This window comes from Streptomyces sp. Ru71, assembly GCF_002920535.1.
GTDB lineage: Bacteria > Actinomycetota > Actinomycetes > Streptomycetales > Streptomycetaceae > Streptomyces.
Map to the genome: position 1 here is coordinate 68,905 of NZ_PQSS01000023.1, position 13,112 is coordinate 82,016.

Here is a 13,112-nt window from a genome sequence, read left to right on the forward strand (position 1 = left end):
GCGGCCCCCGGACAGCGCTCGCCCAAAACGGCGCGAACGGGTACAAACCCACACATCACCGCTCAAGCAGCATCCGCTGCAACTCCCGAGCGGCCCGAGGCGGAGCGACATCGCTGCGGTGGGCCAGCGCGATCGTCCGATGCAACCCCGGCCGGGCCAGCGCGGTGACCCGCAGGCCACGGCCGGAGCGGGCCGCCACCATCCGAGGGACGACGGCCACCCCCAGCCCCGCCCGCACGAACCCCAGCACCGCGTCCATCTCACCGCCCTCCACGGCGAAATCCGGCTCGAACCCCGCGGAGCGGCACGCCGCGACGGTCAGCTCCCGCAGGTCGTAGCCGTGCCGGAACATCACCAGCCGCTCGCCCTCCAGGTCGGCGATCCGTACCGTACGCCGTCCCCCGCCGGGCTTCGGCGCCTCCGGCGAGGACACCACGACCAGGTCCTCGCGCAGCAGCTCCACCGTGGTCAGCGCCGGGGACGGCGTCGGCAGCGGCAGCACCACCAGCGCCAGGTCGAGCGCGCCGCGGGCCAGCTGCCGCACCAGGTCGTGGGAGCCGCCCTCCTCGATGAGCAGCTGGATGCCGGGATAGCGGTCGTGGAAGGCGCGCAGCACGTCCGGCAGCAGGCCCGTGCACAGGCTGGGGGTCGCGCCGAGCCGCACCCGGCCGCGCCGCAGCTGCGCCAGCTCCTGCACCTCGTGCCGGGCGGTGTCGGCGTCGGCGAGAATGCGCCGGGCCAGCGGCAGCAGCGCCTCGCCGGCGTCGGTCAGCGTGATGTTGCCGCGGGCCCGCTGGAACAGATCCGCCCCGAGCTCCCTCTCCAGCGCCTTGATCTGCTGCGACAGCGACGGCTGGGCGACGTGCACCAGCTCGGCGGCCCGGGTGAAGTGGCGGGTCTCGGCGACCGCGACGAAGTACTGGAGCTGCTGGAACTGCACCCCGCCAGCATAGGCGTTCCCTATCGAATCAAGCCGCACCATGTCTTGGACCGATCGGTATCCCGGCCCCTAGCGTCTGTGGCATGGCTCTGGCAACGCGGACGGACCGACGGCCGTCCATGGCACGCACCGTGTGGGACTCCACCGTCGGCAAGAAGACGGTCATGGCCGTCAGCGGCGTGATCATGCTGCTGTACCTGGTCGCCCATGTGATCGGCAACCTGAAGATCTTCTTCGGGGCCGGGGAGTTCAACCACTACGGGCACTGGCTGCGCACCGTCGGCGAACCCTTCATGCACTACGAGTGGACGCTGTGGCTGATCCGCGTCGTCCTGATCGTCGCGGTCGTCGCGCACGCCGTGTCCGCGTACCAGCTCAGCCGCCGCGACATCAGGGCCCGGCCCAGCAAGTACGTGCACGCCAGGCCCCGGGCGAGCTACGCCACGCGCACCATGCGCTGGGGCGGGATCATCCTCGGCCTGTTCATCGTCTGGCACGTCCTCGACCTGACCACCGGCACCGTGCACTCCGGCGGCTTCCAGGAGGGCCACCCGTACCAGAACGTGGTGGACACCTTCTCCACCTGGTACGGCAACGTCGTCTACATCGTCGCGATGCTCGCCCTCGGCCTGCACATCCGGCACGGCTTCTTCAGCGCCGCCCAGACCCTCGGCGTCGGCAGCCGCACCCGCGACCGGGCCCTGAAGACCGTCGCCAACGTCCTCGCGCTGCTGCTCACGGCCGGCTTCGTCGCCGTTCCCGTGGGCGTCATGACCGGAGTGGTGAGCTGAAGATGAGCGCTGCATACGTCAACTACACGGTCGGCGAGCCCGTCGTCGACACCAAGGCCCCCACCGGGCCGATCCACGAGCGCTGGGACAAGCGGCGCTTCGAGGCCAAGTTGGTCAACCCCGCCAACCGGCGCAAGCACACGGTCATCGTCGTCGGCACCGGACTGGCCGGCGGCTCGGCGGGCGCCACCCTGGCCGAACAGGGCTACCACGTCGTCCAGTTCTGCTACCAGGACTCCCCGCGCCGCGCCCACTCCATCGCCGCGCAAGGAGGCATCAACGCGGCGAAGAACTACCGCAACGACGGCGACTCCGTCCACCGCCTGTTCTACGACACCGTCAAGGGCGGCGACTTCCGGGCGCGCGAGTCCAACGTGCACCGGCTCGCACAGATCTCCGTGGAGATCATCGACCAGTGCGTGGCCCAGGGCGTGCCCTTCGCCCGCGAGTACGGCGGCCTGCTCGACACCCGCTCCTTCGGCGGCGTGCAGGTCTCCCGCACCTTCTACGCGCGCGGCCAGACGGGCCAGCAGCTGCTGCTCGGCGCCTATCAGGCCCTGAGCCGGCAGATCGCCGCGGGCAACGTGGAGATGCACCCGCGCACGGAGATGCTCGACCTGATCGTTGTCGACGGCCGGGCCCGCGGCATCGTCGCCCGCGACCTGATCACCGGGAAGATCGACACGTACTTCGCCGACGCGGTCGTCCTCGCGTGCGGCGGCTACGGCAACGTCTTCTACCTGTCGACGAACGCCATGAACTCCAACGCGACCGCCGTGTGGCGGGCGCACCGGCGCGGCGCGTACTTCGCCAACCCCTGCTTCACGCAGATCCACCCCACCTGCATCCCGCGCACCGGCGACCACCAGTCGAAGCTGACGCTGATGAGCGAGTCGCTGCGCAACGACGGCCGGATCTGGGTGCCCAAGGCCAAGGGTGACACCCGCCCGCCGAACGAGATCCCCGAGGACGAGCGCGACTACTACCTGGAGCGCATCTACCCCTCCTTCGGCAACCTGGTCCCGCGCGACATCGCCTCCCGCGCCGCGAAGAACGTCTGCGACGAGGGCCGCGGTGTCGGCCCGGGCGGCCAGGGCGTGTACCTGGACTTCGCCGACGCGATCAAGCGCATGGGCCGCAAGGCCGTCGAGGCCAAGTACGGCAACCTCTTCGACATGTACCAGCGGATCACCGACGAGGATCCGTACCGGGTGCCGATGCGGATCTACCCGGCCGTGCACTACACGATGGGCGGCCTGTGGGTGGACTACGACCTGCAGACCACCATTCCCGGCCTGTTCGCGATCGGTGAGGCGAACTTCTCCGACCACGGCGCCAACCGGCTCGGCGCGTCCGCGCTGATGCAGGGCCTGGCCGACGGCTACTTCGTCCTCCCGGCGACGATCAACGACTATCTCGCGCGCAACCCGCACAAGGACGAGGTCAACGACGACCACCCCGTGGTGCAGGAGGTCCTGGCCGAGACCGAGGACCGGCTGAACCTGCTGCTGTCCGTCGACGGCGACCGCACCCCGGACTCCTTCCACCGCGAACTCGGCGAGCTGATGTGGGAGCTGTGCGGCATGGCCCGCACGGACGAGGGCCTGCGCAAGGCGCTCGACCGCATCCCGCAGATCCGCGAGGAGTTCTGGCGGCGCATCAAGGTGCCCGGCACCGGCGAGGAGTTCAACCAGTCGCTGGAGAAGGCCAACCGCATCGTTGACTACCTGGAGCTGGCCGAGCTGATGTGCCTCGACGCGCTGCACCGCGCCGAGTCCTGCGGCGGCCACTTCCGCGAGGAGTCCCAGACGCCCGACGGCGAGGCGGCCCGCAAGGACGACGAGTTCTCCTACGCGGCGGCCTGGGAGTTCACCGGCACCGGCGAGGCGCCCACCCTGCACAAGGAAGACCTGGTCTTCGAGTACGTCCACCCCACCCAGCGGAGCTACGCATGAAGCTCACCCTGCGCGTCTGGCGGCAGAAGAACGCCGACGCCGACGGCGCCATGTCCACCTACGAGGTGGACGGCATCTCGCCCGACATGTCCTTCCTGGAGATGCTGGACGTCCTCAACGAACGGCTCATCCTGGCCGGTGAGGACCCGGTCGCCTTCGACCACGACTGCCGCGAGGGCATCTGCGGCGCGTGCAGCCTCGTCATCAACGGCGACGCGCACGGCCCGGAGCGCACCACCACCTGCCAGCTGCACATGCGGTCCTTCCAGGACGGCGACACCATCGACATCGAGCCGTGGCGGGCGGCGGCCTTCCCGGTCGTGAAGGACCTGGTCGTCGACCGCTCGGCCTTCGACCGGATCATCCAGGCCGGTGGCTACATCACCGCCCCGACCGGCTCCGCGCCCGAGGCCCACGCGACCCCCGTCCCGAAGGCCGACGCCGACTACGCCTTCGAGCACGCCGAGTGCATCGGCTGCGGCGCCTGCGTCGCCGCCTGCCCCAACGGCGCGGCGATGCTGTTCACCTCCGCGAAGGTCAACCACCTGGGCGTCCTGCCCCAGGGCGCCCCGGAACGCGAGACCCGCGTGCTGGACATGGTGACCCAGATGGACGCCGAGGGCTTCGGCGGCTGCACCCTCACCGGGGAATGCGCTACCGCCTGCCCCAAGGGCATCCCGCTGACCTCCATCACGCACATGAACAAGGAGTGGCTGCGCGCGACCCGCAAGGTCGCGGGGCGGTAGGCGTTCGCCGGCAGGGTGCGGACGGGCGGGACCGGGTGTGGTGCTCGAACTCCGGTCCCGCCGGGAACCGTTGTCAGTGGGCGGCGGTAGGGTCCCCGCATGATCTTCGGCAACAAGGGGAGGAAGCGGCTTCGCGACGCCGTCACGGCGTTCGAGGCCGCGGTGCGCGACCGGGACGGTGACCGGTCGACGCAGGCGTTCCAGGAGATTCACCGGTACTTCGACCAGGCGGGCGACGAGGAGATCGCGGACGCCGGCCCGCGGCTGGCCGCGCTGCTCGCCGAGGTGCCCGCGGGCCCGCGCGGCGTGATCGCCGTGGTGGTCGGCGCCTGCGTGGAGCGGGGGGCGGACGCCCGCGGTTGCGCGCCGTACGTCTTCGACGGGCTCGCCGGGACGCTGGCCGACGCCGGCGCGTTCTGCGAGCGCTGGGCACAGACCGGGGGAGGGGACTTCCCCGCGCCGGAACCCGGCGACCCGGACCCCGCCGTCGTCGAGCGGGTCGGCTGGGAGGCCGCCCAGGGCTGGTGGACGCTGCCCCAGTGGGAGATGGCGTCCGTCGCGATGCTGAGCCGCCCCGAGGTGCGCACCTCGCTCGGCGACCCCCTGCGCACCCGGCTGCTCGAAGCCCTGCGCCCGGTGGAGGAGGCCTCCGGTCACGTCTTCAAGTGCCTCGCCTACGCCCTGCTCGTCCTCGACGACGAGCCGCTCGTCGCGCTGCACCGCCCGACCGGCACCGGATACGCGCTGCGGATGAGCGGGATCGGCGACAACTTCCAGCTGCACACCCTGCTCGCCGACGCCCTCGTCGGCGGCGGCCACCTCCCCGGCCACGCGCCGTCCGCCCAGGAGGTGGCGGTGTGCCGGGACCAGCCGGGCCAGGTGCTCACCAAGGGCTCGTTCAACCTGGTCGCCCCCGACGGGGAGTGGGTGTGGAACGAGGGCACGCCCTCGGACATCCCCGTGGTCGACGGCGTACGCCTGCTGGTCCTCGACCCGCCGCCCTACGAGCGCAGCTGGCCCGCCGGGCGGTTCTTCCCGAACATGACCGGCGACCTCGTCCTGGAGCGGGTCCTCGGCACCGAGGAGGCGGGGCGGCTGCTGAGCCTCTGCAAGCCCGCCGGGTAGCCCCGGCCCCGCGCCGTTCAACATCTCCACATCCTCACTCCTGGCACCGGTCACGTCCCCGCCAACCGGCGTCGGAAGAAACGAGGGGTACCGCCTCCGTCCCCCTCACGGCCGTGCCAGGAGTGACCCATGACCGGCGTTTCCACCCTCGACCGTCCCCCGCGGCCCGCCGCGCCCACCCGCTACACCGTCACCCTCGCCCGGGACGAGGACGACGTGCGTGCCGCGCAGCGGCTGCGGCACGACGTCTTCGCCGGGGAGATGGGCGCCCTGCTCACCACCCCCGAGCCCGGGTACGACATGGACGCCTTCGACGCGTACTGCGATCACCTGCTGGTGCGCGAGGAGATCAGCGGCCAGGTCGTCGGTACCTACCGGCTGCTGCCGCCCGAGCGCGCCGCCGTCGCCGGCCGGCTGTACTCCGAGGGCGAGTTCGACCTCACCGCGCTCGACGCGATCCGCCCCGGCCTGGTCGAGGTCGGCCGCTCCTGCGTCCACCCCGACCACCGCGACGGCGCCGTCATCGGCCTGATCTGGGCCGGCATCGCCCGCTACATGGTCGACCACGGCCACGAGTGGCTGGCCGGCTGCTGCTCCCTGCCGCTCGCGGACGGCGGCACCCTCGCCGCCGCCACCTGGGACCGGATGCGCGAGCGGCACCTCGCCCCGCAGGAGTTCCGGGTCCGGCCGCTGCTGCCGTGGACCGCGCCCACCGCGCCCGCGCCGGCCTCCCGCGCCGAGCTGCCCGCCCTGCTGCGCGGCTATCTGCGGCTGGGCGCCTGGGTGTGCGGGGAGCCCGCCCACGACCCGGACTTCGGGGTCGCCGACCTGTACGTGCTGCTGCCGATGCGCCGGGTCGACCCGCGCTATCTGCGGCACTTCCTCTCCCTCGTCCCGGCCTGATGAGCGTCTGGCTGCCCAGCGCCCCCTGCACCCCGGGGGCGTGCGTGGAGGCGAGCGCCCGCGCCGCAGCCGTACCGCGGGCGGTGCTGCGGCTGACCGGGGTGCTGCTCCTGCTGCTCGCCGGCATCGCCCTGTCACCGCTGGGTGGGAGGATCCCGGCGGCGGCCGTGCGGCGCTGGTGCCGGTGGATCGTGCGCGCGGCGGGCGTGCGGATACGAATGACCGGCACCGCCGCCGCCTCCACCGGCGGTGTGCTGCTGGTCGCCAACCACATCTCCTGGCTGGACATCCCGCTGCTGGCCGCGGTGCGCCCCGCCCGCATGCTCGCCAAGGCCGAGATACGCCACTGGCCCGTCGCCGGGGCGCTGGCCGCGCGCGGCGGCGCGCTGTTCATCGACCGGGACCGGCTGCGCGCCCTGCCCGGCACCGTCGCCCGCATCGCGGACGCGCTGCGCGCCGGGCACGCCGTCGCGGTCTTCCCCGAGGGCAGCACCTGGTGCGGCCGGGCCCAGGGCCGCTTCCGCCGGGCCGCCTTCCAGGCGGCGCTGGACGCGGCCGTACCGGTGCAGCCGGTGCGCATCCGCTACCGCCAGGCCGGCGGGGCCGTGAGCACGGCGCCCGCGTTCGTCGGAACGGACCCGCTGCTGGCGTCCGTGTGGCGGGTGGTCACGGCACGCAAGCTGGTGGCCGAGGTCGAGGTGTGCTGCCCGCTCCGGCCCGGCGCGCACGCCGACCGCCGGGCACTGGCCGATGCCGCGCACCGCCTCACACAGGACGTGCGGCACGGCGCACCAGCACCGGGGCGGGGTCCGACGGCGGACCGGAGCGAGACCGGGCCACGCCTCGGGCACGCGGTCTGACCCCGCCCGCCGAGGCCTCTCGTCACGACTCGGGGTCGTCGAGCCACCGGCCCAGCGGACCGAGGTCGAGGTTCGCGCGGCTCAGGTCGCAGCCCGGCCCCTCGTGCGGACCGTCAGCCGTCCAGTGCCCGTGCCAGGTACGGTGCCGTCGCGCTGCCCTTGGCGCGGGCGACCTCCCCGGGGGTGCCCGCCGCCACGATCCGGCCGCCCGCGTCGCCGCCGCCCGGCCCCAGGTCGATCACCCGGTCGGCACCGGCGACCACCGTCATGTCGTGCTCGACGACGACCACCGTGTGCCCGGCGTCCACCAGACCGTGCAGCTGGCGCATCAGCACCTCCACGTCGGCCGGGTGCAGCCCGGTCGTCGGCTCGTCCAGCAGGTACAGCGTGTGACCGCGCCGGCCGCGCTGCAGCTCGCTCGCCAGCTTGATGCGCTGCGCCTCACCGCCGGACAGCTCCGTCGCCGGCTGCCCGAGCCGCAGATAGCCGAGCCCCACGTCCAGCAGTGTCCCCAGGCTGCGCGCGGCGGCCGGGGTGTCGGCGAAGAACTCCGCCGCCGCCTCCACCGTCAGGTCCAGCGCCTCGGCGATCGTCCGCCCCCGGTACGTCACCCGCAGCGTCTCGGGGTTGTAGCGGGCGCCGCCGCAGTCCGGGCACGGCGCGTAGGTGCTCGGCAGGAACAGCAGCTCCACGCTGACGAAGCCCTCGCCCTGGCAGGTCTCGCAGCGCCCGCCCGGCACGTTGAAGGAGAACCGGCCCGCCCCGTAACCCCGGGCGCGCGCCTCGTCCGTGGCCGCGAAGACCTTCCGTACGACGTCGAACAGGCCGGTGTACGTCGCCAGGTTGGAGCGCGGGGTCCGGCCGATCGGCTTCTGGTCCACCGACACCAGCCGGCCCACGCCCGGCAGGTCCTGCGTGATCTGGCCGACCAGCGTCGACTTGCCGGAACCCGACACTCCGGTGACGGCCGTGAACACGCCCAGCGGGAACTCGACGGTCACCCCCCGCAGATTGTGCCGGGTGACCGGGCCGACCGTCAGATTCCCCCGCGGGGTCCGCACCTCGCGCACCGGCGCGGGGGAGCCGTCGAACAGGAAGCGCGCCGTCGCCGACTCCGCCACCTCCGCCAGCCCGGCGACCGGCCCGCTGTGCAGCACCCGCCCGCCGTGCTCGCCGGCCCGCGGCCCCACGTCCACCAGCCAGTCGGCGCCGCGCACCACGTCCAGGTGGTGCTCGACCACGAACACCGAGTTCCCGGCCGCCTTCAGCCGCGCCAGCACCGTCAGCAGCGCCTCGGTGTCCGCCGGGTGCAGCCCCGCCGACGGCTCGTCCAGGACGTACACCACCCCGAACAGCCCCGAGCGCAGCTGTGTCGCCAGCCGCAGCCGCTGCAGCTCGCCCGCCGAGAGGGTGGGCGTGGCCCGGTCCAGGCTGAGGTAGCCCAGGCCCAGCTCGACGACGGGGGCGATCCGGGACTTCAGGTCCTCGGTGAGGACGCGGGCCGTCTCGCCGTCGGCGGTCAGCGTGTCCGCCAGCTCCGCCAGTGGCAGCGCCGCCAGCTCGGCGATCGTGCGGCCCGCGAAGGTCACCGCCAGCGCCTCGGGCCGCAGCCGGCTGCCCCCGCAGGCCGGGCAGGGCGTGCTGCTCAGGAACCGCTCCGCCTTCGCCCGCAGCGTCTGGCTCCTGGAGTCCGCGAACGTCTTGAGCACATACCGCCGCGCGCTCATGTACGTCCCCTGGTACGGCCGTTGGATGCGGTCGGCGTCCCGCACCGGGTGCACGGTCACCACCGGCTGCTCGTCGGTGAACAGGATCCACTCCCGCTGCCCGGCGGGCAGCTCCCGCCAGGGCCGGTCCACGTCGTACCCGAGCGCGTCGAGGATGTCCCGCAGGTTCTTGCCCTGCCAGGCGCCCGGCCAGGCGGCGATCGCGCCCTCCCGGATCGACAGCGAGGGGTCCGGCACCAGCAACTCCTCGCTGGTGTCGTGCACATGGCCGAGGCCATGGCAGGCGGGGCAGGCGCCGGCCGCCGTGTTCGGCGAGAACGCGTCGGAGTCGAGCCGTGCGGCGCCGGGCGGATAGGTGCCGGCCCGGGAGAACAGCATCCGCAGCGAGTTGGACAGGTTGGTCACCGTGCCCACCGAGGAACGCGAGGTCGGCGCCGAGCGGCGCTGCTCCAGTGACACCGCCGGCGGCAGCCCGGTGATCTCGCCCACCTTGGGCGCCCCCACCTGGTGGATCAGCCGCCGAGCGTACGGCGCCACCGACTCGAAGTACCGGCGCTGCGCCTCGGCGTAGATCGTCCCGAACGCCAGGGACGACTTCCCCGACCCGGACACCCCGGTGAACACGGCGACCACGTCACGCGGGATGTCGACGTCCACGCCCTTCAGGTTGTGCTCACGGGCGCCGCGGACCCGGACGTACGGGTCGTGGGTGCTGTGCATGGCGGTGACTCCGTACGACTGCTGGGGGCGGACCCGGCTGCTGGGGGGACAAACCCCGCGATTCTATGCGAACAGCGTGGCCAGCCGCCGATGGGAGTCCAGCAGCGCCGCCCGGTCGTAGGTGCTGGTGGTGACGAGCACCTCCTGCGCCTCCGTCTCCTTCAGCAGCGTCTCCAGTTCGGCGGCGACCTGCTCCTCGGTGCCGGCGATGTGCCCGGTGAGCCCCGACTCGTACAGGCCGCGCTCCTTGGCGGTCATCGTGCGGGCCTCCACCGCCTCGGCGGGCGGCAGCGGCGGGAAGGTGCCGTGCGTGCGGGAGTACGCCATCGACCAGGCCTCCGGCAGCAGGAGCCGACGGGCCGCCTGCTCCGTCGCGGCCACGGCGATCGTGCCGGAGACCACCACGTACGGCTCGCTCGCCCAGGGCGAGGGCCAAAAGCGCTCGCGGTAGGTGCCGATGCCGCGCCGCATCCTCTCGCGGTCGCGCAGGTCGCCGATCACCAGGGGCAGGCCGAGCCGGGCCGCGATGGCCGCGCCCTCGCCCATGGCCAGCACGAACGGCGGCACGCTGAGCCCCTCCGCGGGCCGCGCGTGCACCCCGGTCGGGGAGGTGCCGCTGAACCAGCCGAGCAGCTCCCGCAGTTGCGCGGCGAAGTCCTCGGCGTCGCCCTTGTCGCGGCCGAGCGCCTTGCGCACCCCGTCGGTGAAGCCGACCGAGCGGCCGAGCCCCATGTCGATCCGGCCGGGGAAGAGCGACTCCAGCACCCCGAACTGCTCGGCGACGACCAGGGGCTGGTGGTTGGGGAGCATCACCCCGCCGGTGCCGACACGGATGCGCTCCGTCGCGCCGGCCACCGCCGCGGCCAGCACCGTCGGCGCGGAGCCGGCCACGCCCGGCACGCCGTGGTGCTCCGACACCCAGAACCGGTGGTAGCCGAGCCGCTCCACCTCCCGCGCGAGACGCACGGTGGCGCGCAGCGCCTCGCCGGGAGGGTGCCCCTCGCGGGTGCGGGAGCGGTCGAGGACGGAGAAACGGGTCCGGGTGATCAGCGCACTCACATCGGTGTCAACGCCCCTGGTTCCGGGGGATTCCCGCCGTCACGCCGCGTGAGCGGATGGACACGCCGGCGCGGGTCCGGGCGCGCGAACGGTGGATTCTCCATAACCCAGCCCGCCGGTCCGCGTTGCATCTGTTGCGGGCGAGGGCCCGCGTTTCTCTCATCTGTGGAAGGCAGGGAAACCTCATGAAGCGGGTTACCCGCAACACCCTGATCGCGGTGGCAGCCGCGTCCGGCGCGATGGCCATGGTCCCGGCGGCGCACGCCGACTCGACGGCCGACGGCACCGTGGCCGGTTCGCCCGGTGTCGGCTCCGGCAACGGCATCCAGCTCCCGGTGGCGGTGCCGGTGAACGTGTGCGGCAACAGCGTCGACGTGGTGGGTCTGCTCAACCCCGCGTTCGGCAACAGCTGCGCCACCAAGGGCGGCTCGGGCCACAAGTCCGGTGGCGCCTCGGCCGAGCAGGTCACGAAGGACTCGCCCGGCGTGATCTCCGGCAACGGCGTCCAGCTGCCGGTGGACCTGCCGGTGAACGTCAGCGGCAACACGGCGAACATCGTCGGCATCGACAACCCGGTCTTCGGCAACGAGTCGTCCAACACCTCCGGTGAGCGCCCCGAGGAGCCCACCGAGCCGCGGACGCCGCCGGCCAGGCCGAGCGAGCCGGTCGACAACACGGTGCCGCCGGTGCACGCCGAGCCGCCCGCCCCCGACCACGAGCCGGCCCTGGTGCGCACCCCGGTGCGGGAGGAGACCGCCGTCGGCACCCTCGCCGAGACCGGCTCCGACGGCCTGTTCCCGGCCGCGATGGCGAGCGGGGCGCTGCTGCTGGGCGGTGCGGCCCTGTACCGGCGCTACCGGCCGGGCGCCGAGGGCTGATCAGCGGGTCACGTCCGGCAGCCTGCCCGAACGGTCCACGCCGTGCGGGCAGGCTGCCGGACGCCGTGCGGGAAGCTACCTGCGGGCCCCCGGCCGCCGGATGACCTGCAACTCCAGCGTCACCGGCGGCGCGGCCACGCCGGGGCCGCCCGCCGCGGCCCAGTCGATGACCTCCTGGGTGCAGTCGTCGTCCGTGGCGAACCCCACCCACACGGCCCGTCCGCCGGCCCGGCGTCCCGCGGCCGACGGCTGGACGACGATGACGTTCGCCTGGTCGCAGGGGCCGAGGCAGTCGGTCGTACGGACCTGGAAGCCGTGCTCGGCCGCCGCGGCGCGCAGCCGCTGCAGCTGCCAGGCGTGATCGGTGCCGGGGTGCTTGCGGGCGTTGCCGCAGCAGCAGCCCCGGCACACGACGAGCGTGCAGGGCCGCTGCCCGGCCGCGCCGAGGAAGGCCCGACGGGGCGCGGTGGACCGGGCGGCGGGGACGGTGGACCGGGTGGTGGACCGGACGGGGGATCGCATGGGAGAAGCATGATCCATACGGCGGGGCTAGGGTGGACCGCGTGACTGTTACGTCCCGCACGTCCCGCCGTCCGCTGGCCGTGTTCGACCTCGACAACACACTCGCCGACACGGCGCACCGCCAGCGGTTCCTGGAGCGCAAGCCCCGTGACTGGGACGGCTTCTTCGCCGCCGCGCCGCAGGACCCGCCGCTCGCGGAGGGCGTCGCGCTGGCCGTGGACAGCGCCCGGGAGTGCGAGGTCGTCTATCTCACCGGGCGGCCCGAGCGGTACCGGGCCGACACGCTGGACTGGCTGGCGGAGCACGGGCTGCCCGAGGGGCGCGTGTACATGCGGCGCGACGAGGACCGCCGGCCCGCCCGGCGCACCAAGCTGGAGACCCTGCGCCGGCTCGCCCGCAGCCGCGAGATCCGGGTCCTCGTGGACGACGACGAGCTGGTGTGCGACGACGCCGAGCGGGAGGGGTTCACCGTGCTGCGGGCGCGCTGGGCCACCCCGTCGACCGAGCTGAAGGTGGCCCAGGAGCGGGAAGGCCGTACCTGATCCGGTGGGCCGGCCGGCTCAGTCCGACTCCTCCAGGCGGAAGCCCACCTTCAGTCCGACCTGCCAGTGGGCGATCTCCCCGTTCTCGATCTGCCCGCGCACCTGTGTCACCTCGAACCAGTCCAGGTTGCGCAGGGTCTGCGAGGCGCGGGCGATGCCGTTGCGAATCGCTGTGTCGACACCGTCGGGTGAGGTGCCGACGATCTCCGTGACCCGGTAGGTGTGGTTCGACATGCGGGTGCTCCTCTCGCGGGGCGGTGGCCACGCGTGTGTCACGCGTCACTCCACCGTGCCCCAAGGTGCGGCTCGGCGCGAGGCGTCCGCCCCGGCCCGGGTGCGCTTTA

Annotated in this window: 13 protein-coding genes; 8 read left to right on the plus strand and 5 right to left on the minus strand. The window is 73.2% G+C overall.

The window, feature by feature from the left end:
- Window positions 1–55: 55 nt before the first annotated feature.
- Complete coding sequence (locus C3489_RS16475; RefSeq protein ID WP_103782582.1) at window positions 56–940, minus strand: LysR family transcriptional regulator; 885 nt, start codon at window positions 938–940, stop codon at window positions 56–58.
- Between the two features lie 119 nt (window positions 941–1,059).
- Here C3489_RS16475 and C3489_RS16480 point away from each other — a divergent pair, with 119 nt between their 5' ends.
- From C3489_RS16480 to C3489_RS16505, 6 genes are all read left to right on the plus strand, one after another.
- Window positions 1,060–1,731, plus strand: a complete 672-nt coding sequence (locus tag C3489_RS16480) for a succinate dehydrogenase (RefSeq protein ID WP_103782583.1) — start codon at window positions 1,060–1,062, stop codon at window positions 1,729–1,731.
- A gap of 2 nt (window positions 1,732–1,733) precedes the next feature.
- On the plus strand, window positions 1,734–3,686 hold the full coding sequence (locus C3489_RS16485) for a fumarate reductase/succinate dehydrogenase flavoprotein subunit (RefSeq protein ID WP_103782584.1): 1,953 nt from the start codon (window positions 1,734–1,736) through the stop codon (window positions 3,684–3,686).
- Entirely contained in the window at window positions 3,683–4,432 is a 750-nt protein-coding gene (locus tag C3489_RS16490) for a succinate dehydrogenase/fumarate reductase iron-sulfur subunit (protein ID WP_103782585.1), read from the plus strand. The genes C3489_RS16485 and C3489_RS16490 overlap by 4 nt, the downstream gene beginning before the upstream one ends.
- 99 nt (window positions 4,433–4,531) lie before the next feature.
- On the plus strand, window positions 4,532–5,557 hold the full coding sequence (locus tag C3489_RS16495) for a hypothetical protein (RefSeq protein ID WP_103782586.1): 1,026 nt from the start codon (window positions 4,532–4,534) through the stop codon (window positions 5,555–5,557).
- Between the two features lie 129 nt (window positions 5,558–5,686).
- The gene (locus tag C3489_RS16500; protein WP_103782587.1) at window positions 5,687–6,460 is read left to right on the plus strand and encodes a GNAT family N-acetyltransferase; all 774 of its coding nucleotides are present in this window, start codon (window positions 5,687–5,689) and stop codon (window positions 6,458–6,460) included.
- Entirely contained in the window at window positions 6,460–7,320 is an 861-nt protein-coding gene (locus C3489_RS16505; RefSeq protein WP_103782588.1) for a 1-acyl-sn-glycerol-3-phosphate acyltransferase, read from the plus strand. The genes C3489_RS16500 and C3489_RS16505 overlap by 1 nt, the downstream gene beginning before the upstream one ends.
- A gap of 113 nt (window positions 7,321–7,433) precedes the next feature.
- Here C3489_RS16505 and C3489_RS16510 read toward each other — a convergent pair whose 3' ends face one another.
- Window positions 7,434–9,767, minus strand: coding sequence for an excinuclease ABC subunit UvrA (locus C3489_RS16510; protein ID WP_103782589.1), 2,334 nt, complete (start codon window positions 9,765–9,767; stop codon window positions 7,434–7,436).
- Window positions 9,768–9,830: 63 nt separating this feature from the next.
- Window positions 9,831–10,826, minus strand: a complete 996-nt coding sequence (locus C3489_RS16515; RefSeq protein ID WP_103782590.1) for an LLM class flavin-dependent oxidoreductase — start codon at window positions 10,824–10,826, stop codon at window positions 9,831–9,833.
- Window positions 10,827–11,011: 185 nt separating this feature from the next.
- Here C3489_RS16515 and C3489_RS39865 point away from each other — a divergent pair, with 185 nt between their 5' ends.
- Window positions 11,012–11,704, plus strand: a complete 693-nt coding sequence (locus tag C3489_RS39865; protein ID WP_181139698.1) for a chaplin — start codon at window positions 11,012–11,014, stop codon at window positions 11,702–11,704.
- Between the two features lie 75 nt (window positions 11,705–11,779).
- Here the strand turns inward: C3489_RS39865 and C3489_RS16525 are convergent, their stop codons facing one another.
- A complete protein-coding gene (locus C3489_RS16525; protein ID WP_258054717.1) occupies window positions 11,780–12,226 on the minus strand; it encodes a (2Fe-2S) ferredoxin domain-containing protein in 447 nt (148 codons plus the stop codon).
- 41 nt (window positions 12,227–12,267) lie between these two features.
- On the opposite strand from C3489_RS16525, the gene C3489_RS16530 reads away from it, so the two are divergent.
- On the plus strand, window positions 12,268–12,768 hold the full coding sequence (locus C3489_RS16530; RefSeq protein ID WP_103782612.1) for a hypothetical protein: 501 nt from the start codon (window positions 12,268–12,270) through the stop codon (window positions 12,766–12,768).
- Between the two features lie 18 nt (window positions 12,769–12,786).
- On the opposite strand, the gene C3489_RS16535 is transcribed toward C3489_RS16530, so the two are convergent.
- A complete protein-coding gene (locus C3489_RS16535; RefSeq protein ID WP_103782591.1) occupies window positions 12,787–13,002 on the minus strand; it encodes a dodecin in 216 nt (71 codons plus the stop codon).
- Window positions 13,003–13,112 lie beyond the last annotated feature (110 nt).